Origin of the sequence: Pseudomonas sp. Yb2C2, from assembly GCF_052112325.1 — a bacterium.
GTDB classification, from domain to species: Bacteria; Pseudomonadota; Gammaproteobacteria; order Pseudomonadales; family Pseudomonadaceae; genus Aquipseudomonas; species Aquipseudomonas marginalis.
Window position 1 is genome coordinate 1 of record NZ_JAVAJK010000027.1, and the last position, 24,054, is coordinate 24,054.

At 62.7% G+C, this 24,054-nt stretch carries 26 protein-coding genes and 1 pseudogene; 11 read left to right on the top strand and 16 right to left on the bottom strand.

The window, feature by feature from the left end; genetic code table 11:
• Positions 1 to 312, bottom strand: a 312-nt coding sequence (locus tag Q8X51_RS27855) for a GlcG/HbpS family heme-binding protein (protein ID WP_407694987.1), incomplete at its 3' end; no start/stop codon positions are given.
• Between the two features lie 256 nt (positions 313 to 568).
• Here Q8X51_RS27855 and gcl point away from each other — a divergent pair.
• The 8 genes and pseudogenes from gcl to Q8X51_RS27895 all read left to right on the top strand — a co-directional run bounded on the left by gcl (position 569) and on the right by Q8X51_RS27895 (position 8,678).
• Positions 569 to 2,344 (top strand): glyoxylate carboligase, encoded by a 1,776-nt coding sequence (gene gcl, locus Q8X51_RS27860; RefSeq protein ID WP_065924479.1) that lies wholly within the window; start codon positions 569 to 571, stop codon positions 2,342 to 2,344.
• Between the two features lie 10 nt (positions 2,345 to 2,354).
• Positions 2,355 to 3,137 (top strand): hydroxypyruvate isomerase, encoded by a 783-nt coding sequence (hyi, locus tag Q8X51_RS27865; RefSeq protein WP_074844700.1) that lies wholly within the window; start codon positions 2,355 to 2,357, stop codon positions 3,135 to 3,137.
• A 152-nt stretch (positions 3,138 to 3,289) separates the two neighbouring features.
• The gene (locus Q8X51_RS27870) at positions 3,290 to 4,180 is read left to right on the top strand and encodes a 2-hydroxy-3-oxopropionate reductase (protein WP_074844696.1); all 891 of its coding nucleotides are present in this window, start codon (positions 3,290 to 3,292) and stop codon (positions 4,178 to 4,180) included.
• Between the two features lie 55 nt (positions 4,181 to 4,235).
• Positions 4,236 to 5,516, top strand: coding sequence for a glycerate kinase type-2 family protein (locus tag Q8X51_RS27875; RefSeq protein ID WP_065924476.1), 1,281 nt, complete (start codon positions 4,236 to 4,238; stop codon positions 5,514 to 5,516).
• Positions 5,506 to 5,691, top strand: a pseudogene (locus Q8X51_RS27880) (pyruvate kinase); the annotation flags it as partial. The gene Q8X51_RS27875 and the pseudogene Q8X51_RS27880, both read left to right, overlap by 11 nt.
• A gap of 154 nt (positions 5,692 to 5,845) precedes the next feature.
• Positions 5,846 to 6,721, top strand: coding sequence for an urea transporter (locus tag Q8X51_RS27885; RefSeq protein WP_065924474.1), 876 nt, complete (start codon positions 5,846 to 5,848; stop codon positions 6,719 to 6,721).
• A gap of 31 nt (positions 6,722 to 6,752) precedes the next feature.
• Positions 6,753 to 7,577 carry an ion transporter gene (locus Q8X51_RS27890; protein WP_065924473.1) on the top strand — a complete coding sequence of 275 codons (825 nt, stop codon included), beginning with the start codon at positions 6,753 to 6,755 and terminating at the stop codon, positions 7,575 to 7,577.
• Positions 7,578 to 7,673: 96 nt separating this feature from the next.
• Complete coding sequence (locus Q8X51_RS27895; protein ID WP_065947265.1) at positions 7,674 to 8,678, top strand: sulfate ABC transporter substrate-binding protein; 1,005 nt, start codon at positions 7,674 to 7,676, stop codon at positions 8,676 to 8,678.
• A gap of 55 nt (positions 8,679 to 8,733) precedes the next feature.
• On the opposite strand, the gene Q8X51_RS27900 is transcribed toward Q8X51_RS27895, so the two are convergent.
• Positions 8,734 to 9,348, bottom strand: coding sequence for a DUF5666 domain-containing protein (locus tag Q8X51_RS27900; RefSeq protein ID WP_065947264.1), 615 nt, complete (start codon positions 9,346 to 9,348; stop codon positions 8,734 to 8,736).
• A gap of 141 nt (positions 9,349 to 9,489) precedes the next feature.
• Between Q8X51_RS27900 and Q8X51_RS27905 the strand changes: the two genes are divergently transcribed.
• Entirely contained in the window at positions 9,490 to 10,686 is a 1,197-nt protein-coding gene (locus tag Q8X51_RS27905; protein WP_407693947.1) for an MFS transporter, read from the top strand.
• Here the strand turns inward: Q8X51_RS27905 and Q8X51_RS27910 are convergent.
• The 14 genes from Q8X51_RS27910 to ccmA all read right to left on the bottom strand — a co-directional run bounded on the left by Q8X51_RS27910 (position 10,683) and on the right by ccmA (position 21,918).
• Positions 10,683 to 11,087 carry a type II toxin-antitoxin system HicB family antitoxin gene (locus Q8X51_RS27910; protein ID WP_407693946.1) on the bottom strand — a complete coding sequence of 135 codons (405 nt, stop codon included), beginning with the start codon at positions 11,085 to 11,087 and terminating at the stop codon, positions 10,683 to 10,685. The two genes, Q8X51_RS27905 and Q8X51_RS27910, sit on opposite strands and share 4 nt — an antisense overlap.
• 11 nt (positions 11,088 to 11,098) lie before the next feature.
• Positions 11,099 to 11,287: a type II toxin-antitoxin system HicA family toxin gene (locus Q8X51_RS27915; RefSeq protein ID WP_407693945.1), complete on the bottom strand. Its 189-nt coding sequence runs from the start codon at positions 11,285 to 11,287 to the stop codon at positions 11,099 to 11,101.
• A gap of 242 nt (positions 11,288 to 11,529) precedes the next feature.
• The gene (locus Q8X51_RS27920) at positions 11,530 to 13,026 is read right to left on the bottom strand and encodes a M10 family metallopeptidase C-terminal domain-containing protein (RefSeq protein WP_407693944.1); all 1,497 of its coding nucleotides are present in this window, start codon (positions 13,024 to 13,026) and stop codon (positions 11,530 to 11,532) included.
• 364 nt (positions 13,027 to 13,390) lie between these two features.
• The gene (gene phnN, locus Q8X51_RS27925; protein ID WP_065924466.1) at positions 13,391 to 13,963 is read right to left on the bottom strand and encodes a phosphonate metabolism protein/1,5-bisphosphokinase (PRPP-forming) PhnN; all 573 of its coding nucleotides are present in this window, start codon (positions 13,961 to 13,963) and stop codon (positions 13,391 to 13,393) included.
• Between the two features lie 597 nt (positions 13,964 to 14,560).
• Entirely contained in the window at positions 14,561 to 14,956 is a 396-nt protein-coding gene (locus tag Q8X51_RS27930) for a hypothetical protein (protein WP_065924465.1), read from the bottom strand.
• A gap of 16 nt (positions 14,957 to 14,972) precedes the next feature.
• The gene (gene ccmI / locus Q8X51_RS27935; protein ID WP_407693943.1) at positions 14,973 to 16,163 is read right to left on the bottom strand and encodes a c-type cytochrome biogenesis protein CcmI; all 1,191 of its coding nucleotides are present in this window, start codon (positions 16,161 to 16,163) and stop codon (positions 14,973 to 14,975) included.
• Positions 16,156 to 16,629, bottom strand: coding sequence for a cytochrome c-type biogenesis protein (locus tag Q8X51_RS27940; RefSeq protein WP_065924463.1), 474 nt, complete (start codon positions 16,627 to 16,629; stop codon positions 16,156 to 16,158). Before Q8X51_RS27940 ends, ccmI begins: the two co-directional genes overlap by 8 nt.
• The gene (locus Q8X51_RS27945; RefSeq protein WP_407693942.1) at positions 16,626 to 17,162 is read right to left on the bottom strand and encodes a DsbE family thiol:disulfide interchange protein; all 537 of its coding nucleotides are present in this window, start codon (positions 17,160 to 17,162) and stop codon (positions 16,626 to 16,628) included. The genes Q8X51_RS27940 and Q8X51_RS27945 overlap by 4 nt, the downstream gene beginning before the upstream one ends.
• Positions 17,159 to 19,147 (bottom strand): heme lyase CcmF/NrfE family subunit, encoded by a 1,989-nt coding sequence (locus Q8X51_RS27950; protein WP_065947259.1) that lies wholly within the window; start codon positions 19,145 to 19,147, stop codon positions 17,159 to 17,161. Before Q8X51_RS27950 ends, Q8X51_RS27945 begins: the two co-directional genes overlap by 4 nt.
• A gap of 3 nt (positions 19,148 to 19,150) precedes the next feature.
• Complete coding sequence (gene ccmE, locus Q8X51_RS27955; RefSeq protein ID WP_027607026.1) at positions 19,151 to 19,606, bottom strand: cytochrome c maturation protein CcmE; 456 nt, start codon at positions 19,604 to 19,606, stop codon at positions 19,151 to 19,153.
• On the bottom strand, positions 19,603 to 19,779 hold the full coding sequence (gene ccmD, locus Q8X51_RS27960) for a heme exporter protein CcmD (protein ID WP_065924460.1): 177 nt from the start codon (positions 19,777 to 19,779) through the stop codon (positions 19,603 to 19,605). Before ccmD ends, ccmE begins: the two co-directional genes overlap by 4 nt.
• A complete protein-coding gene (locus Q8X51_RS27965; RefSeq protein ID WP_027607025.1) occupies positions 19,776 to 20,531 on the bottom strand; it encodes a heme ABC transporter permease in 756 nt (251 codons plus the stop codon). Before Q8X51_RS27965 ends, ccmD begins: the two co-directional genes overlap by 4 nt.
• An 86-nt stretch (positions 20,532 to 20,617) precedes the next feature.
• Complete coding sequence (ccmB, locus tag Q8X51_RS27970; protein ID WP_065924458.1) at positions 20,618 to 21,286, bottom strand: heme exporter protein CcmB; 669 nt, start codon at positions 21,284 to 21,286, stop codon at positions 20,618 to 20,620.
• Positions 21,283 to 21,918, bottom strand: coding sequence for a cytochrome c biogenesis heme-transporting ATPase CcmA (ccmA, locus tag Q8X51_RS27975; protein ID WP_065947258.1), 636 nt, complete (start codon positions 21,916 to 21,918; stop codon positions 21,283 to 21,285). Before ccmA ends, ccmB begins: the two co-directional genes overlap by 4 nt.
• Before the next feature lie 200 nt (positions 21,919 to 22,118).
• Here ccmA and fliK point away from each other — a divergent pair, with 200 nt between their 5' ends.
• Both fliK and Q8X51_RS27985 read left to right on the top strand, forming a co-directional pair.
• Positions 22,119 to 23,696 carry a flagellar hook-length control protein FliK gene (gene fliK, locus Q8X51_RS27980; RefSeq protein WP_407693941.1) on the top strand — a complete coding sequence of 526 codons (1,578 nt, stop codon included), beginning with the start codon at positions 22,119 to 22,121 and terminating at the stop codon, positions 23,694 to 23,696.
• Positions 23,693 to 24,022, top strand: a complete 330-nt coding sequence (locus Q8X51_RS27985; RefSeq protein ID WP_027607021.1) for an EscU/YscU/HrcU family type III secretion system export apparatus switch protein — start codon at positions 23,693 to 23,695, stop codon at positions 24,020 to 24,022. The genes fliK and Q8X51_RS27985 overlap by 4 nt, the downstream gene beginning before the upstream one ends.
• Positions 24,023 to 24,054 lie beyond the last annotated feature (32 nt).

Below are 24,054 nucleotides of genomic sequence, written 5' to 3' on the forward strand. Positions count from 1 at the left end.
AATCAACACCCCACCCGGCGCCGGCACCACACTGCCCTGCCCCAGGCTGTTCAACGCTGCGATAAACGCCGGCCGTTGCTGTGCGTCCAGCGCCAGCAAGCGCGAGCCCTTGCCCAGCGCAATCGCACCCCAGGCCTTGCCGATGGCAATCTGCGGGCGCAGCAGGCTGGCGCCGTCTTCGCGCTGCAGAGTGATCAAGTGGCCGCCGCAGTCGAGGACCGCAACGGTCAGCGGTGCGGCTGAGATCGTGCGCCCTGCGCTGAGGGCCTGGCCGGCCAGTTGGGTGGCAATCTTCAAGGTTAAAGCGCTCATGGTGCCGTCCTTCTTTTGTTATTGGGAAAGCGGTGGAAGTCTGTTTGATCAGATGCTCGACCAAACAAATAGAACACAATGACATTTATTTTTGTATACAATATTTTCAAACAAAGACTCCACACGTCGAAAAAAGCCGTTCCGACGAACGCAAAGACCAATCAACAAAATGGATTGACCTGCGCAGCCCGCCGTGAATACACTTTGGAAAGACACCACTTGTATACAATTACAAAACGCAAGAGGCACCAAAATCATGAGCAAAATGAGAGCAATCGAAGCCGCCGTCCTCGTCATGCGCCGTGAAGGCGTGGACACCGCCTTCGGTATCCCAGGCGCTGCGATCAACCCGCTGTACTCAGCCTTGCAGAAGGTGGGTGGCATCGATCACGTCCTTGCTCGCCACGTTGAAGGCGCCTCGCACATGGCCGAGGGTTACACCCGCACCAAGGCCGGCAATATCGGCGTGTGCATCGGCACCTCGGGCCCGGCGGGCACCGACATGGTCACCGGCCTCTACAGCGCCTCGGCCGACTCGATCCCGATCCTGTGCATCACCGGCCAGGCGCCACGGGCCCGCATGCACAAGGAAGACTTCCAGGCCGTGGACATCACCAGCATCGTCAAGCCGGTGACCAAGTGGGCGACCACCGTCCTCGAGCCGGGCCAAGTGCCGTACGCGTTCCAGAAAGCTTTCTATGAAATGCGCTCCGGCCGCCCTGGCCCGGTGCTGATCGACCTGCCGTTCGATGTGCAGATGGCCGAGATCGAATTCGACATCGACGCCTACCAGCCGCTGCCACTGGCCAAGCCACTGGCCACGCGCATCCAGGTCGAAAAGGCCCTGGCCCTGCTGGATCAGGCGGAACGCCCGTTGCTGGTGAGCGGCGGCGGCGTGATCAACGCCGATGCCAGCGAGCTGCTGGTGGAGTTCGCCGAACTGACCGGCATCCCGGTGATCCCGACGCTGATGGGCTGGGGCACCATTCCCGACGATCACCCCCAGATGGTCGGCATGGTCGGCCTGCAGACGTCCCACCGCTACGGCAACGCAACGCTGCTCAAGTCCGACGTGGTGCTGGGGATCGGTAACCGTTGGGCCAACCGCCACACCGGTTCAGTGGAGGTATACACCGAAGGGCGTAAATTCATTCACGTCGACATCGAACCAACCCAGATTGGTCGCGTATTCACCCCGGACCTGGGCATCGTGTCCGACGCCGGCTCCGCGCTGACGATGTTCATTGAAGTGGCCCGCGAGTGGAAAGCCGCCGGCAAGCTCAAGGACCGCAGTGCCTGGCTGCATGACTGCCAGCAGCGCAAGGCGACCCTGCAGCGCAAGACCCACTTCGACAACGTGCCGGTCAAGCCGCAACGGGTGTACGAAGAGATGAACCAGGTGTTCGGCAAAGACACCTGCTACGTCAGCACCATCGGCCTGTCGCAGATTGCCGGCGCGCAGTTCCTGCATGTGTACAAGCCCCGCCACTGGATCAACTGCGGCCAGGCCGGCCCGTTGGGCTGGACCATTCCGGCGGCGCTGGGCGTGGTCAAGGCCGACCCGAGCCGCAAGGTGGTGGCGCTGTCCGGCGACTATGACTTCCAGTTCATGATCGAAGAGCTGGCGGTGGGCGCACAGTTCAAGCTGCCGTACATCCATGTAGTGGTGAACAACTCCTACCTGGGGCTGATCCGCCAGGCCCAGCGCGGGTTTGAAATGGACTACTGCGTGCAGTTGTCTTTCGACAACCTCAACGCTCCCGAGCTGAACGGCTATGGCGTCGACCACGTCGCAGTTGCCGAAGGCCTGGGTTGCAAGGCCCTGCGCGTGTTCGAACCGGGACAGATCGCGCCGGCGTTGCGCAAGGCCGAACAAATGATCGAGGAGTTCAAGGTACCGGTGATCGTCGAGATCATTCTGGAGCGCGTGACCAATATTTCCATGGGCACCGAAATCAACGCCGTCAACGAATTCGAAGACCTGGCCCTGGTCGGCAACGATGCACCGACTGCCATTTCCCTGCTCGATTAAGGAGAACCCTATGCCGCGCTTTGCCGCCAACCTGTCCATGCTGTTTACCGAGCAGGACTTTCTCGCTCGCTTCAAAGCCGCTGCCGATGCCGGTTTCCAGGGTGTCGAGTACCTGTTCCCCTACGAATTCAGCTCGGCTGACATCAAGGCCCAGCTCGACGCCCACGGCCTGACCCAGGTGCTGTTCAACCTGCCGGCCGGTGACTGGGCCAAGGGCGAACGCGGCCTGGCGTGCCACCCGGACCGGGTCGAGGAATTCCGTGCTGGGGTCACGCTGGCCATCGCCTACGCCCAGGTGCTGGGCAATACCCAGATCAACTGCCTGGCGGGGATTCGGCCCCAGGGTGTGGATGATGAAACCGTGGAAAAGACCTTTGTCGCCAACCTCAAGTACGCCGCCGACAAGCTGCAGGCGGCGGGCATCAAGCTGGTGATGGAAGCGATCAACACCCGCGACATTCCGGGTTTCTACCTCAACAACACTGCACAGGCCCTGTCGATTCGCGAACAGGTGGGCAGTGACAACCTGTTCCTGCAGTACGACATCTACCACATGCAAATCATGGAAGGCGACCTGGCCCGGACCATGGCGGCGCACCTGGAGGAGATCAATCACATCCAGCTGGCGGACAACCCTGGGCGCAATGAGCCGGGAACCGGGGAGATCAACTACCGCTTCCTGTTCGAACATCTGGACCGCATCGGGTACGCGGGTTGGGTCGGCTGTGAATACAAGCCGCTGACCACCACCGAAGCGGGTTTGGGCTGGCTTAAAGCCCACAACACCATCTAACCGACACCACACAAAACCTTGTGGGAGGGGGCTTGCTGTGGTGAGGGGGGCTTTACCACTGACCCCATGGGGCTGCTACGCAGCCAGCGCGGGACAAGCCCGCTCACCACAGCAAGCCCAGCGCCCACAGAGAATAAAAAGAGGACTTCATCATGGCTAAAATCGGATTTATCGGCACCGGCATCATGGGCCAGCCCATGGCCGCGAACCTGCAGAAAGCCGGTCATCAACTGTTTCTTTCCGAACACCACGGCAAGGCGCCGGCCGAGCTGATCAGCGCCGGCGCCGTGGCCCTGGCCACCCCGCAGCAAGTGGCCCAGGAAGCCGAGTTCATTATCGTCATGGTCCCCGACACGCCGCAGGTCGACGACGTGCTGTTCCGTGCCGACGGTGTGGCGGCGGGCCTGTCGCCGAACAAGGTGGTGATCGACATGAGTTCGATCTCTCCCACGGCCACCAAGGCGTTTGCGGCGAAGATCAACGAGCACGGCGCGCAGTACCTCGACGCCCCGGTGTCCGGCGGAGAAGTCGGCGCCAAGGCCGGGACCTTGAGCATCATGGTCGGTGGCGAACCACAGGCCTTCGAACGCGCCCTGCCGCTGTTCCAGAGCATGGGCAAGAACATCACCCTGGTGGGCGGCAATGGCGATGGCCAGACCGCCAAAGTGGCCAACCAGATCATCGTCGCGCTGAATATCCAGGCGGTGGCCGAAGCGCTGCTGTTCGCCTCCAGGAACGGCGCCGACCCGGCCAAGGTGCGTGAAGCGCTGATGGGCGGCTTTGCCTCGTCGAAGATCCTCGAAGTGCATGGCGAACGCATGATCAAGGGCACCTTCGATCCGGGTTTCCGCATCAACCTGCACCAGAAGGACCTGAACCTGGCCCTGGCCGGTGCCAGGGAACTGGGGATCAACCTGCCGAACACCGCCGGCACCCAGCAGGTGTTCAGCACCTGCGCGGCGCTTGGTGGCGGGAATTGGGACCACTCGGCGCTGATCAAGGGATTGGAGCATATGGCGAACTTCTCGATTCGCGATAAGTAACCCCCCTTTGAAAGGGCTGCACCTCTAATAACAAAAATCCCCCGGGAGCCCGCTTATGTCGGTCGATCCGCAACACCTGCTTCGCGAGCTGTTTGCCACAGCCATCGACGCCGCCCACCCCCGGCACGTCCTCGAACCCTGCCTGCCCGCCGACCGCAGCGGCCGCGTGATCGTGATCGGCGCCGGCAAGGCGGCGGCCGCCATGGCGCTGGTCGTCGAGAATTGCTGGCAAGGCGAAGTCTCGGGCCTGGTGGTGACCCGCTACGGCCACGGCGCCCCTTGCCAGAAAATCGAAGTGGTCGAAGCCGCCCACCCGGTGCCCGATGCCGCCGGCCTGGCGGTGGCCAAGCGCGTGCTGGAATTGATCAGCAACCTGGGCGAAGACGACCGGGTGATCTTCCTGCTCTCCGGCGGCGGCTCGGCACTCCTGGCACTGCCTGCCGAAGGCATCAGCCTGGCCGACAAGCAGGCCATCAACAAAGCCCTGCTCAAATCCGGCGCCACCATTGGCGAGATGAACTGCGTACGCAAGCACCTCTCGGCGATCAAGGGCGGTCGCCTGGCCAAGGCGGCCTGGCCGGCGACGGTCTACACCTACGCGATTTCCGATGTGCCGGGCGACCAGGCCACGGTCATCGCCTCCGGCCCCACGGTCGGCGACCCCAGCACCTCGCAACAGGCCCTGGCGATCCTCAAGCGCTATGGCATCGACGCACCGGCCGCCGTGCGCAGCTGGTTGCAGAATCCAGCCTCGGAAACCGTCAAGCCCGGCGACCCGGTACTCGCCCGCAGCCACTTCCAACTGATCGCGCGCCCGCAACAATCCCTGGAAGCGGTGGCGGTGAAAGCGCGCCAGGCCGGTTTCAGCCCACTGATCCTCGGCGACCTGGAAGGCGAAGCGCGGGACGTGGCCAAAGTGCACGCCGGCATCGCGCGGCAAATCGTGCAGCACGGCCAGCCGCTGGCGGCGCCGTGCGTGATCCTTTCCGGCGGTGAAACCACCGTCACCGTGCGCGGCAACGGCCGTGGCGGGCGCAACGCCGAATTCCTGTTGAGCCTGACCGACAGCCTCAAAGGCCTGCCGGGCGTGTACGCCCTGGCCGGCGACACCGACGGCATCGACGGCTCGGAAGACAACGCCGGCGCAATCATGACCCCGTGCAGCTATGCGCGCGCCGAAGCTCTGGGCCTGTCGGCCAGCGACGAGCTGGATAACAACAACGGTTATGGCTACTTCGCCGCCCTCGACGGCTTGATCGTTACCGAGCCGACCCGCACCAATGTGAATGACGTGCGCGCCATCCTGATCCTTGAGACTGCCCGCCATGACGCCTGACAAGAAGGTCAAGATCCTCGCCACCCTGAGCCCGGCCACCGACGGTATCGACGACATCCGCGAGCTGGTGCAAGCCGGGGTGAATATCTTTCGCCTCAACTTCAGCCACGGTGAGCATGCCGATCACGCCCGGCGTTACCACTGGATTCGCCAGGTGGATGAAGTGTGTTCCACGGCGCGGGAGATTGCCCAGGCCCAGGGCATGGCGCAGCGCGGGCAGACGGGGTCGACCAACTCCTTGCGTATAGAGACGCTGATCTAGCGCCTGTAGAGGCCCCATCGGGGGCAAGCCCCCGATGGGAACAACTCGGTCTCACTGAATACCCATCATGCACACCCCAACCTGCCCCGACTGGGCCGAAGCCCTGCTCAACGGCTTCAGCCAGATCTTCCTGCAACGCCATCCGTTGTGCGGCCTGCTGTGCCTGTTGGCGATCCTGATCGGCGCCCCGGCCTTGCTCGGCGGTGCGCTGCTGGGTGGGGTCGCCGGGTTGCTCACGGCCCAGCGTCGCGACTATCCCAAGGCCGAGCGCCAGGCTGGACTCTATAGCTACAACGGCGTGCTGCTTGGTTTGCTGATCAGCCAGCATTTCGCCTGGTCGGCCTTGTTGCCACCGCTGATCCTCGCGTGCGGCGGCTTGAGCGCGATCCTCACGCGGCAGTGGCTGAAACACGCCAGTCGGCCGCACGACCTGCCCGCCTACACCGCGCCCTTTGTCGGCCTGGGCTGGCTGCTGCTGGGCAGCGTCCCACACAGTGCCTTCGCCCTCGGCGAGCCCGATACCCTGGCGGTGCTCGGCGCGCCGTTCACCGGCCTCGCGCAAATCATGCTGCTGGACCAGCCGCTGGCGGGCGCGCTGATTGCCCTCGGCCTGTGGCTGGCGAACCGACGTGCCGCGGTCTGGGCCGTGATCGGCGCCAGCAGCGGCGTAATGATCGCCTTGTTGCTGGACGACACCAGCGCCGCCCTCCTCGGCCTGCACAGCTACAACCCGGCTCTCGCGGCCCTGGCGCTGAGCCAGGCACGGCGCCAACCCTGGCTGCCGCTGCTCGGCATCCTGCTGGCGATCCTTCTCACACCGGGCTTTGCTGCCCTGCATCTGCCGGCACTCACCGCGCCGTTTGTCCTTGCCTGCTGGCTGGTACTCGCCGGCGCCCGAATACTCAGGAAACCCCGCATGGACAGCCCCTTCGAATCCCCCTAGGCTTGCTCGATATTCGATTCAGGCGGGCTTTATGGACAGCAACAACGACTGGCGTCAGCGGCTCTACGTCATGGTTTTTCAAAGCGACACCGTCGCCGGGCGGCGCTTTGACGGCATCCTGCTGTTGATCATCCTCGCCAGCCTGGTGATCGTGATGCTCGACAGCATCGACCAGGTCCACCAGAACTACGCCGATGTGCTGGCCTACATTGAATGGGGCTTCACCCTGATCTTCCTGATCGAGTACGGGTTGCGCCTGTACTGCTCGCCCAAGCCGTTGCGCTACGCCTTCAGCTTTTACGGGCTGGTGGATCTGCTCGCCATCGTGCCCGGCATCCTTGCGCTGTACTACAGCGACGCGCAGTACCTGCTGATCATCCGCATCATCCGGATGCTGCGGATTTTCCGCGTGCTCAAGCTCAGCCCGTACCTCAAGCAGGCCAACTACCTGATGGCGGCGCTGCGCGGCAGCAAGCAGAAGATCGTGGTGTTCCTGGTGAGCGTGTGCACCCTGGTCACGGTGTTCGGTACCTTGATGTATGTGATCGAAGGCCCGGAGCACGGCTTCACCAGTATCCCCAAGGGCATCTATTGGGCGATCGTGACGCTGACCACCGTGGGCTTTGGCGATATCGTGCCCAAGACGCCGTTGGGCCAGGTGATTTCGTCGCTGGTGATGATCACCGGTTACTCGATCATCGCCGTGCCCACGGGGATTTTTACTGCCGAGCTGGCCAGTGCCATGCGCGGTGAGCAACTGCAACACGACTGCCCGGTGTGCAGGAAAAACAGCCACGAGCCCAACGCGGCGTTCTGTTCGCGCTGCGGCAGCAATCTTTTTAAGAAAGTGGAATAAGCAAAGTTCTTTTTAATCTTTAAGCGACTAAGTGCCCCCGGCTATAGTCGCTGGCAATGTGCCTCCCCTCTTCTCCCGAACAACAAGGAATGAGCAGTGAAAAAACTCGTAAGCGCCTCTCTCCTGGCCGCCGGCCTTGCCCTGGCGGGCGCCGTCCAGGCCGCCCCGGTCACTCTGCTCAACGTCTCCTACGACGTGATGCGCGATTTCTACAAGGACTACAACGCCGCCTTCCAGAAGCACTGGGAGGCCGAGCACCCGAACGACAAGCTGACCCTGCAGATGTCCTTCGGCGGTTCCAGCAAACAAGCGCGCTCGGTGATCGACGGCCTGCCGGCTGACGTGATTACCATGAACATGGCCACCGACATCAACGCTCTGGTCGACAACGGCAAACTGGTGCCGGACGACTGGGTCACCCGCCTGCCGAACAACAGCGCGCCGTTTACCTCGGCCACCGTGTTCATCGTGCGCAAGGGCAACCCGAAAGCCCTGAAAGACTGGCCTGACCTGTTGAAAGATGGCGTGCAGGTGATCGTGCCCAACCCGAAAACCTCGGGTAACGGCCGCTACACCTACCTGTCGGCCTGGGGTTATGTGCTCAAGAACGGCGGCGATGAAGACAAGGCCAAGGCCTTTGTCGGCAAGCTGTTCAAACAGGCGCCCGTGCTGGACACCGGTGGCCGCGCCGCCACCACCACGTTCATGACCAACCAGATCGGCGACGTGCTGGTGACCTTCGAGAACGAAGCGGAAATGATCGCGCGTGAATTCGGCCGTGACCAGTTCGAAGTGATCTACCCAAGCGTCTCCGCCGAAGCCGAGCCGCCGGTGTCGGTGGTGGATAAAGTGGTCGAGAAGAAAGGCACCCGCGTGGCGGCTGAAGACTACCTGAAGTACCTGTGGTCGCCGCAAGGCCAGGAAATCGCCGCCAACAACTACCTGCGCCCGCGTGACCCGAAGGTGCTGGCCAAGTACACCGACCGCTTCCCGAAAGTCGACTTCCTGTCGGTGGAGAAGACCTTTGGTGACTGGCGCACCGTGCAGAAAACCCACTTCAATGATGGTGGGGTTTTCGACCAGATCTACTCCGGTCAGTAACTGACAAATGTGGGAGGAGGCTCGCCCCTCCCACATTTAGATCTGGGTTTTGCAGCTACATCGGCGGTGTCACGCCATCCTTGCCGGCTGAGATGGCTTGGGCCGTGATTTTCCCATCCGCCCCCTGCGCGGCAAACAACACCACCTTCACCCCCGGCTTGAGCAAGCTGCGGTCCCCCGGTTCCAGGTTGACGATCGGCACATCCTCCGGCACCACGATCTTCTGTTCGCCGCCTTTGTATTTCACGGTCAACGTCCGCCCTTTGCTGACCACCAGGTCGCCGACGGTGCCGTTGGTCATGCTGCTGCCTTCCTTCAGGTCAAACGCCCGATGCCCGTCCCCCGTGCCAGCCATGGCTGGCGGGAACACATGCACTTCCAGCGCCGTGAGAGTACCGTCGGCGTTGGGCATGGCGGCCGAGCCGATGTAGCTGCCGGGTTTTATTTCGTCGATCTTGGCCAGGGTAACGGCGCGCACCTGGGTATCCTTGGTCAGGTGCACGGTGACGTCTTCACCGCTGTTGACCTTGACCTGCATCGCATCCCCGTCCATCGCGGTGATTGCCCCGCGTACGCCTACGCGCGGGGCATCGGCGGCATTGGCCAGGCCCAGGGCCATTGCAGCAGCGAGGCTTGAAGCCAGGAGTATCTTGTTGAACGTGATTTTCATGGCGCTGGATTTCCTGTTTCAGCAGTTGTTTCTGAATGTATCATCACCCGGCATAAGTGATATCACCACAAACGGCCTACTCGCCGTTGAGCCTTGTCTTTACTCTCGCTCGCCATCTACCTTCGCTTTTATGAGAACACCATGAATGCTACCCCCCACGCTACGAGCACCATGACCCGCGCAATGGTGATGCTGTTTGCGTTTTGCTGCGGCGCCATCGTCGCCAACATCTACTACGCCCAGCCGATCATCGAACTGATCGCCCCCGACATCGGCCTCACCCCCGCGATGGCCAGCCTGATTGTGTCCCTGACGCAGATCGGCTATGCCCTCGGCCTGTTTTTCCTGGTCCCCCTGGGCGACCTGCTGGAAAACCGCAAGCTGATGATCATCACGACCGTGGTGGCGATTGCCAGCCTGTTGGGCGCGGCCTTTACCGAACAACCGAACCTGTTCCTGCTGGTGTCGTTGCTGATCGGCTTCAGTTCGGTGTCGGTACAGATCCTGATCCCCCTGGCCGCACACCTGGCGCCTGCCGAGTCTCGGGGCCGGGTGGTCGGCAGCATCATGGGTGGCCTGCTGCTGGGCATCCTGCTGGCGCGGCCAGTGTCCAGCGTCGTGGCTGACCATTTTGGCTGGCGCGCGATGTTCATGGCCGCCGCCGCGTTAATGGCGTTTATCAGCGTGGTGCTGATGCTGACCATCCCCAAGCGCCAGCCTGACCACAGCGCCAGCTACGGCCAATTGCTACGTTCTTTGGGCACCCTGCTGCGTGAACAACCGCTGCTGCGCCAACGCGCGTTTTACCAAGGTTGCATGTTCGCCACGTTCAGCTTGTTCTGGACCGCCGCCCCGCTGGAGCTGGTGCGCAACCACGGCCTGAGCCAGACCCAGATCGCGCTCTTCGCCCTGGTCGGTGCCATCGGCGCCATTGCCGCCCCCATCGCCGGGCGCCTGGCCGATGCCGGCCACACCCACCGCGCGTCGCTGCTGGCCATGGTCTTTGCGGTGTTGAGCTTCCTGCCGGCCTTCGTGCACCCGCTGTACAGCGTCATCGGCCTGGCGGTGACCGGCGTGGTCCTGGACTTCTGCGTGCAGATGAACATGGTCCTCGGCCAACGCGCCATCTACGCCCTCGACGCCAACAGCCGCAGCCGTTTGAACGCGCTGTACATGACCAGCATCTTCATCGGCGGTGCCTTCGGCTCGGCGATTGCCAGCAGCGTGTACGAACACGCTGGCTGGCTGGGTGTGATGCTGGTGGGCAGTGCGTTCCCACTGGTGGCGTTGTTGCGGTTCCTCAGTGCGTCGCGGCAAACGGCTGTCGCCACCGCCTAGGAACGCACCAACTTCTCCAAAGCCGCATCCGCCAGAAATGACGAGCGGCTTTTGACCTTGTGCTCGCGCACATAGCGGTCGATTCGCTGGATGACATAGCCGGGCAAGGTCACATTGACCTTCTCGGTCTTGCCCAGATACGGCGAGATGTCCAGCTCCAGCATGCCCCAGCCCATCCCGGCGTAGTCTTCGTGGGCGTGATGATCGGCCACCGACGTTGGCATCGGAATCACCCCACCCTCTGCGGCGATCTCCTGCAGCAGGATGTGCGCGACTTCCACAGCGGCGTTGTAGGCCTCTTCGAAACTGTCCCCGGCGGTGACTGCGCCTGGAATATCGGGGATCTGGATACCGGTGGCGGTGAAGTCATCGCCCCATTCGATACAGATTGGGTATTGCATGAATGCTCTCCTTAAAACTGAAACAGCCCGGCACGTTTCCTGATGCTTCTGATGCTGCCCAGCGGCAGATCCTTCTTCGGATGCGGCACCGGGATCGTGTACGGGTTATAGCGGTGGGTAAAAATAGGATGACTGCCCGTGACCCGATCCAGCACCCAACCCGCCTCTTGCAGCTCCTTGATCAATAGCCTGCCTTGCACCCCAGCCTCCTTGGCTCGGCCCAAATAAAAGCAACCCTAGAGTTATCTTTACTCAAGCACAAAATAGGTCAGGCTGACTGATGGTGGTTTTGCGCGATGTTGAAAACCGCCAACCGAATGACATGCCATGGGTATTCCCCACAGGCTTGTCTGTGCATGGCAAGGGCCAGGGCGCCGGCGTTTGCCGACTATGGCAGGCGCTGATCAAGGCCCGAGCCTGTCAGCGCCTCGTCATGGCAGTGTTATCTGCGGGCATCCGACGGCTGGACGATGTTTTGTATCCACTGCAACAAGGCTGAGAACGCCTTGATCATTACCTCGCGTAACGCTGCAAGCGGGTCCGTGCTGCTATCCGGCGGGGGCGCCGGCGGCGGCGCAGGGGCCGGTGTGGGGACAACCTTCGGTGCGGGTTTAACCTCCGGCTTTTGCCCCTGCCACTGCACATCGCCGGGTTTGATCTGGCCAATGCTCTTGACCACCAGGTCGGCGCTGCCGCTCCCCTTCAGATCTATCTCCAGGCTTGAACGCCCGGTGGCCGCGTCGTACCTGAGCAATGCCTCGCCGGCGCGACCAGAGAATCGATCAGTGAACGTCAGGGCACCGACGCGCGCCTCTTTCAATGCACCCGAGACGTCAATCTTGTCCGTCCCGCTGGTAAAGTCCTCGATCAGGTCAGGCTGCTGCGGTGTGGAGTCGCTGGCCTTGTCGTAGTCAAAAATATCCGCCCCGCCGCCGCCCCGCAGCCTGTCTGCACCCAAGCCGCCCTTGAGCCGATTGTCCGCCTCATTCCCCGTCAAGACATCACGTCCGGCCCCACCGATGGCGTTTTCAACCACGCAGCCCTTGGCGATGGAAACATTGCCCTTCAAGCCGCCCACATCGGAAAACGACTCGGCGTTCAAATTGATGTTCTGGTTCTGGGAAAACCCGGAACAATCCAGGGTGTCGTTACCGCCCCCATCCCATATGCAAAAGATAGCTTTATCCCTGGCACTGGTGAGGGTCATGGCGTCGCGGCCGGTATTGGAATTGAAACCGTAGGTGGTGTCGGTGTTGCGGGTTTTGTGATTGGCCCCATAGAGCCGCTGAACGGCTGCGATGTCATCCATCATCGGGGCAGAGGGATTCGAATACCGAAAATCATGGCCGGCCTGGTTCGTCTCCGACCAGTAGCTCATCACACTGCGTGCCTTTGTATCGCCGGCATACCTGGCACCATTGTTGTAATCAGCACCGCCGCCATTGTAGTCACCCGGATGCTGCAGGCCGATGGCGTGGCCGATTTCATGCACGGTAGTGACTGAAAAGTGACTGCCCTGCGCCGGCGAACTACTTTCTCGCAGTGTGCCGACCGTGGCCGTGGTGGTGGTAATGCCGCGGGAGGGTGAGCTGGCGACGCCACGGTCACCGCGCGGGTTGTTTTTGATGTGGACCGTGCCGTCGGCGCCGGCTGCCCGTTCCTTGAAACTGATGTTGGCCACGTCCTCCCAATATTGCACCGCCTGGCGCACTCGGCGTTGCTGCGCGACGCTGAACGTCGGGTCTACGGTATAGGAGAGGTCGATCCGCTTGTCGCCATTACGGTCGTGGAAATGCAGATTATTGCGGGTGATGTACTTTCCGGCCTGTTCCGTCGTGAAGGTTGGTTTGCGACCGGCGCCCACACCATAGGGGCCAGGATCGGAAGGCGGCAGGTTTTCAAGTGAGAAGTTGAGCCGAGAACGTTCAGAGCAAATCATGGGCAGTGCGCTCCCTATAGTAAGTTAATGAGTCGAGTCAATCAGAATCGACGCAATAAACTCCCATGCAGAAAACGCTCAGGACAGCGCTGATTTAGTTCGTACTGAAACACACTAAGGCGGCGCAACATGCGCTAAGACAGGCACTAAACCACTTGCAATTTAAACAACTGAACACACACTTTCGCGCAAAAAAACTTATTGGATTTTCAGGAAAAAAACATAATCCTACAAAACCGTGCTGATTTGACTACACCAAATCCGGCCTCACCCAGATACATGCACTTAAGGTTTTCCGCCGAATTCGCTGCATGTCAGGATCTCGCCGCTTGACATGCCCCGCACGTCCCCGGTGCAGGCAGGGTCAGGCCCATACGCAATGCCCCTGGTTCAGGCAACACAGCAGGCGCTCGACCGTGTGTTCCAGTGGCCCGGAGTTATCCAGCACAAACAACCCCGAGCCATTGCCGGCGATCAGTTCGGCGGTGAACCGTGCATTGCGCGCCAGACGCTCCTCGATATCCGCCTGGGCCTCACGCCCCCGCGCCACCAGGCGCTGGCGCAATACGGCTTGATCCACCGCCAGCAACAGCACCCACACATCCGGGTAGCGCTCGCGGGTCTGCGCCAGGTGCGCGCGAGAACCATTGACCAGCACGTCCTCCCCCGCTGCCAGCCATTCGTCGATGACCTTGGGGATGCCGTAGGACAACCCGTTGGCGTGCCAGCTGAGGGCAAACGCACCCTCGGCCTGCATCACGGCGAATTGCTCCGGGCTGACGCCCTGGGCCGCCTCGCCCACCGCTTCCGCCGAGCGCGTGATCACGCGGCGCACAATCCGGCAACCGCGCTCGGCCAACCGCGGGCGTGCAGCCTCCAGCAGGCTGTCCTTGCCCGAACCCGATGGCCCGATGAGATAGATCAACCTGCCCGCCATCAAAACATCCTCTTCGCTTGTTGCCAGATTGGTTGCACCACGGGTAGCCCTGCGCGACTCCTGGCTTGGACCTGGTCGGCGCGCAGGCCAATGGCGATTTTCCCCGCACTGGAAAGTATATCCAGCAATCCCTCGGCAGCGACCACGTTACTGAAGTGCGCGCCGCCTCAATATTTGCTGGGCGTAGTGCTTGCTCAACCCTGATGGGTTGGTGAGTTTTTTGAAAGTCGCCTGTGGCGGTGATTCAGTCCGTTTCAAAGGGCGAGACAGCCGGAAGTATCTTCAATTCAAAATCTTCCAGAGCCAACATCGCCCCATTTGAAGATGATTCAAGCCGCAAGCAGGTGCTAGCGGTGGTACGGATGGTTGAGATTGCGCAGTTGTTAGGGGGTGCGGCACTGGAGCGGGAGTGTACTGTGGCTTGATGGCCGAGGAGATCTCCTGTGGGAGGGGCCCCCCGATAGCGGGAGGTCAGTCAGGCATTAATCAACTGAAAGACCGCTATCGGGGGCAAGCCCCCCTCCTACATTTGCCCTCCAGTGTCTGGAAGAATGGGTTTCACAGGCATGAAGAAGGCGACTCGAAGGTCGCCTTTTGTCATTGCGCGTACTGCTTGCTCAATCCCGGCGGCACGCCTTGCACGTCGGTGTCTTCCCATGGCCCGTTGGGGCTGATGGAGCGGCTCCAGCCGTTGCTCCAGCGGTAGTAGGTGCGCTGGCGGTAGAAGGTGTCAGGCTGGTCGTCCAGCACATACACCTGCATCTTGCCGTCCCAGTGGCTGGCGGCGCCCGGTGGCGGGGCGAAGGTGGGGGATTTGGTCGGCAGTGGCTTCGGCGGCGGGGTCACCGGGCCCGAGGGCTTGGTGCTCGGCTGGGTCGAAGGGCCTGACGATGGGATAGTCGGGCCGGTCGGCGCAGGCGGTGGGCGGTGGACCGCACAGGCGCTCAGGCCCACTACCAGGCTGAGCAGGGTGATGCGTGCAAATGCGGTCATGGGCGTTTCCTCGAAATTACTTGTCCGGACTGTCGATGGTCAGCTGCTGCAGCGCAGTGGTACTGCTGGCCAGGGGTTGGCTGCGGCCGATCCACTCGCCAGTGGTCGGTTGACCGGCCCGGGATATGCGCGCAACCAGTTGGACTTCAGGGAAGTTGGACAGTTTCAACTGCGGCATCATCGCGTCGGCATCGCCGAGGTCGACGGTGACGGGCAACTCGGCAACGGTGACGCGCTTGGCCGCCAAGGGTGCCGGCGGGCCGCTGACGGCGCGGGCGAAGATAAATACGCTGTCGGTAGGCAGGGATTTGGCCTTCACATCCGCGGACAAATCCACACGCACTTTAAGAACCGCTCCAGGCGCCGGGGCGACGGTGCCGCCGCTCTCTTTCAACTTCTCGGCTGCGCGGTCGATGCCACCTTGCAACGCGACACGGGAACTGTCTTGCGGCGGCAACTGGGCCAGCAGACGCTTCCAGTAGTCGATTGCCTCTTGATAACGCTGGCCTTCGAACGCGGCGATACCGAGCAGGCCGAGGCTGGTGACTTCCTTCGGGTCAAGCTTCAAGGCTTCGTCGGTCAGCGCCTGGACCTTGGGCGACCACTGTTTGTTGTCGGCAAAGTACTGCGCCTGGGCCCACTGGCCGAGCAGTTCCGGCTGGCGCCCGGCCAGCGCCACGGTACGCTCGAAGACCTTGGCGGCATCGGCGGAACGATCCTGGGCCATATAGGCGCGACCGAGGAAGTACAGGCCTTCCGCCGAGTCCGGTTGGGCGGCGGCGGCGCGTTCCAGGCGCTGGGTCATGTCTTCCATGGACACCGGCGGTTGGGAAAACTCGCGGGTCAGTTCAACCTTGTCGCTGGCACCGAAATGCATATATAGGCCAAGGCCGAGCACCGGCACAAGGATGGCGGCGAGCAACGGCAGCGGCTTGCCCAGGCGCGATTCGCGGGGCTTTTCCACGCCTTCGGTGTCGGCCAGCAGCTCGCGGGCGGCTTCGGCGCGGCCGCTGTCGAGCTGCGCGGCGTCGAGCACACCTTCGTCCTGCTGCACTTGCAGCTCGGCCACACGTTCTTGGTAAAGCGCCACGTTCAGCGCGGTGCGATCCTCTTCACGCTGGGCGCGGCGGCCACGCAACACAGGGATCAACAGGAAACTCAGGGCAATCAGAAGCAGCAAGCCGGCTGCGAGCCAGAAATCAATCATCAGTCTTGGTGTCCAGCAATTGGTCGAGGCGTTTACGCTCTTCGGGGGATAGCGCGTCGGAACCATCGGTAGGCGCGGCGCGGCGACGGCGGACGATCACGGCCATCACCACCACGCCGGCCAGCAGCAGCCCGGCGGGGCCGAACCAGAGCAACGCGGTCTTGCCGGTGAGGGCCGGTTTGTAGCGCACGAAATCACCGTAGCGGTCGACCATGAAGTCGATGATCTGCTGGTTGTCCTTGCCCTCCCCCAGCATGCGGAAGATTTCCTTGCGCAGGTCGGCGGCGATGGGCGCGTTGGAGTCGGCGATGTCCTGGTTCTGGCACTTGGGGCAGCGCAGCTCCTTGGTCAGTTCGCGGAAACGCTCGCGGTCACTGTCCTTGGCGAATTCGTAAGTGTCGATGGCAGCGTGGGCCACCCCGGCCAAGCCCAGCGCCAGCACGGCAGCGGCTAACAGGCGCTTCATGGCTTGGCCTCGTCGACCAGCGCCTGATACTTGGCGGCCAGTTGCTCGCGCCACACCACGTCGTCGATCACGCCGACGTATTTGTCGCGGATCACACCCTTGGCATCGATGAAGAAGGTTTCCGGGGCGCCATACACGCCGAGGTTCAAACCAAGGTTGCCGTCTTCATCACGGATATCCAGCTGGTAGGGATTGTGGAACTCCGCCAGCCACTTCAAGGCCGCCGCGTTGTCGTCCTTGTAGTTGATGCCGTAGATCACCACGCCCTTCTCGGCCAGCTTGTTCAGCACCGGGTGCTCGACGCGGCAGGAGATGCACCAGGTGCCCCACACGTTGACCAGCGCCGGTTTGCCGAGCAGGTCGGCCTGGGTCAGGGTCTTGTCACCCTGCACGGTCGGCAGGCTGAACGCGGGGAACGGCTTGCCGATCATCGCCGAGGGCAGCTCGGCCGGGTCCAGGTACAAGCCGCGATACAGGAATACCGCCACTACCAGAAACAGGGCCAGCGGCACGACCATCAACCAACGCTTCATACCGCCGCTCCTTGCAGGCCCAGCGCTTCACGCACCCGGCTCTTGACCTTGACCCGATACCGGCGATCCAGCGCCGCGAGCAAACCACCAAAGCCGGTGAGCAAGCCGCCGAACCAGATCCAGCGCACGAACGGTTTCACATGCACGCGCACGGCCCAGGCGCCATCGCCCAAGGGTTCACCCAGGGCCACGTAGAGGTCACGGGTGAAACCGGCGTCGATACCGGCTTCGGTCATCATCGAACTCTGCACGGTGTACAGGCGTTTTTCCGGGTGCAGCACGGCGATCTCTTTACCGTTACGCACTACGCGCACGGTGCCTTTGTCTGACGTGAAGTTCGGCCCTTCGAAGTGCTTGGCGCCTTCGAAGATGAACTGGTAACCGGCCAGGTCCATGGACTCGCCCGGCGCCAGGCGCAGGTCGCGCTCGGCGCTGTTCTGGCTGGAGAGCACCACGCCGAGGGCGCACACGGCGATGCCGATGTGAGCGATCTGCATGCCCCAGTAGCTGCGGGTGAGGGTCGGCAGGCCTTTGACCAGGCCTTTGTGGCGGGTCTTGTCGACGATGTCACGCACACCGGCCAGCAGTACCCAGGCGGCGAGCAGGAAGGTGGCGAGCACCGCCCAGTTGAAGTCGCCATAGGCGATACCGGCGACCACGGCCAGGGCCACGCTGCCGAGCAGCACCGGCATCAACATGCCGGCCAGCCATTTGACCGGGGTGTCCTTCCAGCGCACCAGTACACCGACCGCCATCACCCCCATCAACAGGCCCATCAACGGAATAAACAACGCGTTGAAGTACGGCGGGCCGACGGACAGCTTGGCGCCGCTCAGGGCATCCAGCACCAAGGGGTACAAGGTGCCGAGCAGGATCATCGACGCGGCCACCACCAGCACCAGGTTATTGCCCAGCAGCAGGGTTTCCCGCGACCACAGGTTGAAGCCGACCTGGCTCTTGACCACCGGTGCGCGCAGGGCGAACAGGGTGAGGGAGCCGCCGACCACAAACAGCAGGAAGATCAGGATGAACACACCGCGCTCCGGGTCGGAGGCAAACGCATGCACCGAGGTCAACACGCCCGAACGCACGAGGAAGGTGCCGAGCAGGCTGAGGGAAAATGCCGCGATGGCCAGCAACACGGTCCAGCTCTTGAACACGCCGCGTTTTTCGGTGACGGCCAACGAGTGAATCAGTGCAGTGCCGACCAGCCATGGCATGAAGGACGCGTTTTCCACCGGGTCCCAGAACCACCAGCCGCCCCAGCCGAGTTCGTAGTAGGCCCACCACGAACCGAGGGTGATGCCGATGCCGAGGAACGCCCAGGCGACGATGGTCCACGGCCGCGACCAGCGCGCCCAGGCCGCATCAAGGCGCCCGCCGAGCAAGGCGGCGATGGCGAAGGCAAAGGCTACGGAAAAACCCACGTAGCCCATGTAGAGCATCGGCGGGTGCACGATCAGGCCGATGTCCTGCAGCAGCGGGTTGAGGTCGTGACCGTCCGCCGGGATCTGCGGCAGGATGCGGGTGAACGGGTTGGAGGTCATGATCAGGAACAGCAGGAAGCCGATGCTGATCATGCCCATCACCGCCAGCACCCGTGCGAGCATGACTTGCGGCAACTGGCGCGAGAACACCGACACCGCGAAGGTCCAGCCGCCGAGGATCAACGCCCACAGCAGCAGCGAGCCTTCGTGGGCGCCCCACACCGCGCTGAACTTGTAGTACCAGGGCAAGGCGCTGTTGGAGTTATTCGCTACATAGGCGACGGAAAAGTCGTCGGTCATAAAGGCGTAGGTCAGGCAGCCGAACGCGAACACCAGGAACGCACACTGGCCCCAGGCCGCCGGCTGCGCCAGGCTCATCCACAGGCGGTCACCGCGCCAGGCACCGAGCAACGGCACCACCGCCTGGACGATGGCAAAGCACAGGGCGAGGATCATCGCCAACTGGCCCAGTTCCGGAATAAACAATGCAGACGTCATCACTTAGCCCTCCTTGGCGGGGGTGGGTGCGGACTGGCCGCTGTCTTTCAAGGCCTTGGTGACTTCCGGCGGCATGTATTTCTCATCGTGCTTGGCCAGCACTTCATCGGCCACCACCACGCCGTCGGCGTTGAGCTTGCCCAGGGCGACGATGCCCTGGCCTTCGCGGAACAGGTCCGGGAGGATGCCGCGGTAGGTGATGGTCACGGCCTTGTTGAAATCGGTAACCACGAAGGTGACGTCGAGGGAATCGCCGGAACGCTTCAGCGAGCCCTTCTCCACCATGCCGCCGGCACGGATGCGCGTGTCCAGCGGCGCTTCGCCGTTGGCGATCTGGGTCGGGGTGTAGAACAGGTTGATGTTCTCCCGCAGGGCGCTCATCGCCAGGCCCACGGCAATACTGACGCCGGCCAGGATGGCAAGGATGATCAACAGACGCTTTCTACGCAGCGGATTCACTTTTCGGTCTCCCGGCGCAGACGACGCGCCTCTTGTTGCAGGTAACGCTTGCGGGCCAGGATCGGCGCGACGACGTTGAGGGCCAGCACGGCCAGGCAGATGCCATAGGCCGTCCAGACATACAGGCCGTGGTGGCCCATGGCGAGAAAATCACTGAAAGAAGCAAAACTCATCCGCGCGCTCCCAGGCAGCTTTGCACTTCGGCCTTGACCCAGCTGGCGCGGGCTTCACGCTTGAGCACTTCGAGGCGCATGCGCATCAGCAGCACGGCGCCGAAGAAGCAGTAGAACCCCAGCACCATCAGCAGCAACGGTGCCCACATTTCCACGGGCATTGCCGGTTTTTCGGTGAGGGTGAAGGTGGCGCCCTGGTGCAGGGTGTTCCACCACTCCACCGAGTACTTGATGATCGGGATGTTGATCACGCCGACAATCGCCAGCACCGCGCAGGCCTTGGCGGCGCTGTCACGATTGCTGATCGCGTTGCCCAGGGCAATAAGACCGAAGTACAGGAACAGCAGGATCAGCATCGACGTTAGTCGCGCATCCCACACCCACCACGAGCCCCAGGTGGGTTTGCCCCAGATCGCACCGGTGACCAGCGCCACGGCGGTCATCCACGCCCCGATGGGCGCGGCGCATTGCAGGGCGACGTCCGCGAGTTTCATCTTCCACACCAGGCCGACGACGCCGCACACCGCCAGCATCACGTAGCAGGACTGGGCCAGCATCGCGGCAGGCACGTGGATGTAGATGATGCGAAAGCTGTTGCCTTGCTGGTAGTCCGGCGGTGCAAAGGCCAGGCCCCAGACCAGGCCGATGCCGATCAGCAACACGGCGGCGAGGCTGAACCAGGGCAGCAGTCTGCCACTGATGCCGTAGAACCATTTGGGCGAGCCGAGCTTGTGAAACCAGGTCCAGTTCATTGCTGTTTCCATCACGGTTGCTTCTTGTCTTGGCAAGAAGCGTAGGGTCTTTACTGACTATGCGTATACCGCCCAGTCAGACCTCATTATTCACCGACGCTGATCTTCAGGCCGGCGGCTATAGCAAAGGGTGTCAGGGTTACCGCCAGGGCGGTCAGGCTGCCAAGCCACAGGAGGTAACCGGTCGCCGGCATGCCCATGAGCGCGGCTTGCAACGCGCCGCTGCCCAGGATCAGTACCGGGATGTACAAAGGCAGAATCAACAGGGCCAGTAACAGGCCACCCCGTTTCAAGCCGACGGTCAACGCGGCACCCACCGCCCCCAACAGGCTGAGTACCGGGGTGCCGAGCAGCAGGCTCAGCAGCAGGATCGGCAGGCATTCGCCGGGCAATCCGAGCATCATCGCCAGCAGTGGCGAGAGCAAGACTAGCGCCAGGCCGGAAAAAGCCCAGTGTGCCAGTACCTTGGCCAGGACCAGAAGTGGCAGGGGGTGCGACGAAAGGACCCACTGCTCGAGGGAACCGTCTTCGAAATCACTGCGAAACAGCCCGTCCAGCGAGAGCAGGACGGACAAAAGCGCCGCGACCCACACCAGTCCCGGAGACAAGGTTTGCAACAGTTTAGTCTCCGGGCCGACCGCCAACGGGAACAATGCGATCACGATGGCAAAGAACACCAGCGGGTTGGCCAATTCGGCCGGGCGGCGGCACAGCAACCGCGCTTCGCGGGCGACCAACAGGGCAAACACACTCATACCGACCACCGCCCCAGGTCGAGGTCGCGGTAACCGACGGGCATGCGCGCCAGGGTGTGGTGGGTGGTGAGCACCACCTGGCCGCCCTGCTCGCAGTGCTGCGCCAGGTGCTGTTCCAATTGGGTGACGCCTTGTTTGTCGAGGGCGGTGAAGGGTTCGTCGAGAATCCACAGCGGCGGGCCAGGCAGGTACAGGCGCGCCAGGGCCACGCGGCGCTGCTGGCCGGCGGACAGGGTGTGGCAGGGAACGTCTTCGAACCCCTTGAGGCCGACGGCGGCCAGGGCCTGCCAGATGGCGTCGCGGGTCGCGGGATGATGCAGGGCGCTGAGCCAGCTGAGGTTTTCTTCGGCGGTGAGCACGTCCTTGATGCCGGCGGCGTGGCCGATCCAGATCAGGTTGCGTGCCAGTTCGGTGCGTTGTTCGTTGAGCGGCCTGCCGTTCAGTCGGACTTCACCGGCCGTGGGCTGCATCAAGCCGGCCAGCAGGCGCAGCAAACTGGTCTTGCCGCTGCCGTTGGGGCCGCTGATCTGCACCATGTCGCCGCCCGCCACCCGCAGGTCGAGGTGCTCGAACAGCAGGCGCAGGTCGCGTTCACAGGAGAGCGCTACGGCTTCAAGAAGAGGGCTGGTCAAGAGATCGCGGGCCTTTACGGTTCAAGTCGGCGGTGCAGCGGCCGTTATAGAAAGAAGCACAATAACGGCTTTGGCGACCGATTTTAGAGAGCTGGATCAAATAGTTGTGAGGTTTTTACCGCTCTCTTTGCAGACGCGCGGCATTATACATGCGATGCCCTACGCTAAAGAGGGCTATTTCCCCAGAGACGATGCGCACGATGACCGGCGAGATCAACCTTCCTACGCTTCCTCCCACCCCGGCAACCGGGCAAAGCCCTGCGCCTGCGCCTGGGGCGCTGCTGAAACTGCTGGAGCCGCAGATCGGGCTGATCGACCCGGGCAAAACCGTGAATGCCGAGGTGCTCGCCCTGAAACAAGGCGGCGAGGCGTTTCAGCTGTTGCTCAAGCTGACCCTTGAAGGCGGCCGCCAGACGCTGGTGCAAGCCAGCAGCCCACAACCCTTGCCGTTGGGCAGCAATGTGGCTGTGAGCCAGACGCCCGCAGGCAACCTGGCCATCAGCCTGCAACAAGCCCTGAGCGCCAACGTTGCCGCCCTCACCCGTATCGATACGGCCAGGATGCCGGAAGGCGCCCTGCTGCAGGCCAAGGTGCTGACCACCCAGGCCCTGCCCCAAGGCACCGCGCAGCCGGCGATCTACCGTTCGTTGGTGACCGTACTCAATAGCGCCCTGGCCGGCGCGACCCTGACACTGGAAAGCCCGCAACCGTTGCGCGTGGGCAGCTTGCTCAGCGCCGTGGTGCAGAACGCGCAAACCCTGAATTTTGTGCCGTTGAGCGGGCTCAAGGATCAACTGGCCGTCACCCAGCAATTGTCGACCCAGCAAAGTCGCCAGGGCTCCCTGGATGCGGTGTTCAAGGCGTTGCAAAATCTGCCCCGCGGCGACAGCACCTCCGCCGACCTGCGCGCCGCCGCCGACCGTTTGCTGGCGGCCTTGCCCGACCTGGCACAGGTGAGCAACCCCAAGGTGCTGGCCCAGGTGATCCAGAACAGCGGCGCCTTTCTTGAAGCCAAGTTACTCGCCGGGCAAAACCCGCAGGTGCCACCGCTGGATATGAAGGGCGCGCTGCTGCGCCTGGTCGCCGACCTGCTGCCTGCCTTGCCCGCCAGCACCAACCTGAATGCCATTCTTGCCGCCAACACCCTGGCCCAGGTGCTGCCCAACTTCGTGCGCAGCCCGTTGGGCACACTCGGGCAGGTCGGCGCGCGGCAAGCACCGGTCAGCTTCCCACTGCCGGAGCGGCTGATGGCAAAACTGGAGGGCGAAGGCGACCTGGAAAACCTGCTGCGCCTGGCCGCCGGGGCCATTTCCCGCTTGCAGAGCCACCAGCTGTCGAGCCTGGAGCAAACCGGCACCACCGCCGATGGCCGCCTGCAAACCACCTGGCAGTTGGAGATCCCCCTGCGCACCCTGCAGGACATCGTGCCGTTGCAGGTCAAGTTCCAGCGCGAAGAGCCGGCGCCGGACAAGGACCAGCCCGAACGCAAGGATTCCAAGGAGCCCAAACAGATGCTCTGGCGCGTCGAACTGGCCTTCGACATGGAGCCCCTGGGGCCGTTGCAGGTCCAGGCGCAGCTGACTCAGGGCAAGCTGTCCAGCCAACTGTGGGCAACCCGACCTTTCACTGCCAGCCTGATCGAAAGCCATTTGGGCAGCCTGCGCGAGCGCCTGGTGTCGTCAGGGCTGAATGTCGGCGACCTGGACTGCCACCTCGGCACCCCGCCACGCGGGCCGAAAACCGGACTGGAACAACGCTGGGTGGATGAAACCGCATGAACAACGCCAACCCGCCACGCCAGGCGATTGCCCTCAAGTACGACGGCCAGCAAGCGCCGACCCTGACCGCCAAGGGCGACGATGCCCTGGCCGAAGCCATCCTCAAGTTGGCGCGGGAAAATGAAGTGCCGATCTATGAAAATGCCGAGCTGGTGAAACTGCTGGCACGCATGGAACTGGGCGACAGTATTCCGGAGGAGTTGTACCGCACCATCGCCGAGATCATTGCATTTGCCTGGACGTTGAAGGGCAAGTTCCCGGTGGGCTATGACCCGGATGCGCGCCCGGTGGAGCGGGATGTCACGGAGCGTGGCGACGATTACTGAATAGCCACCGCCCCTCCCACATTTGGATCTAC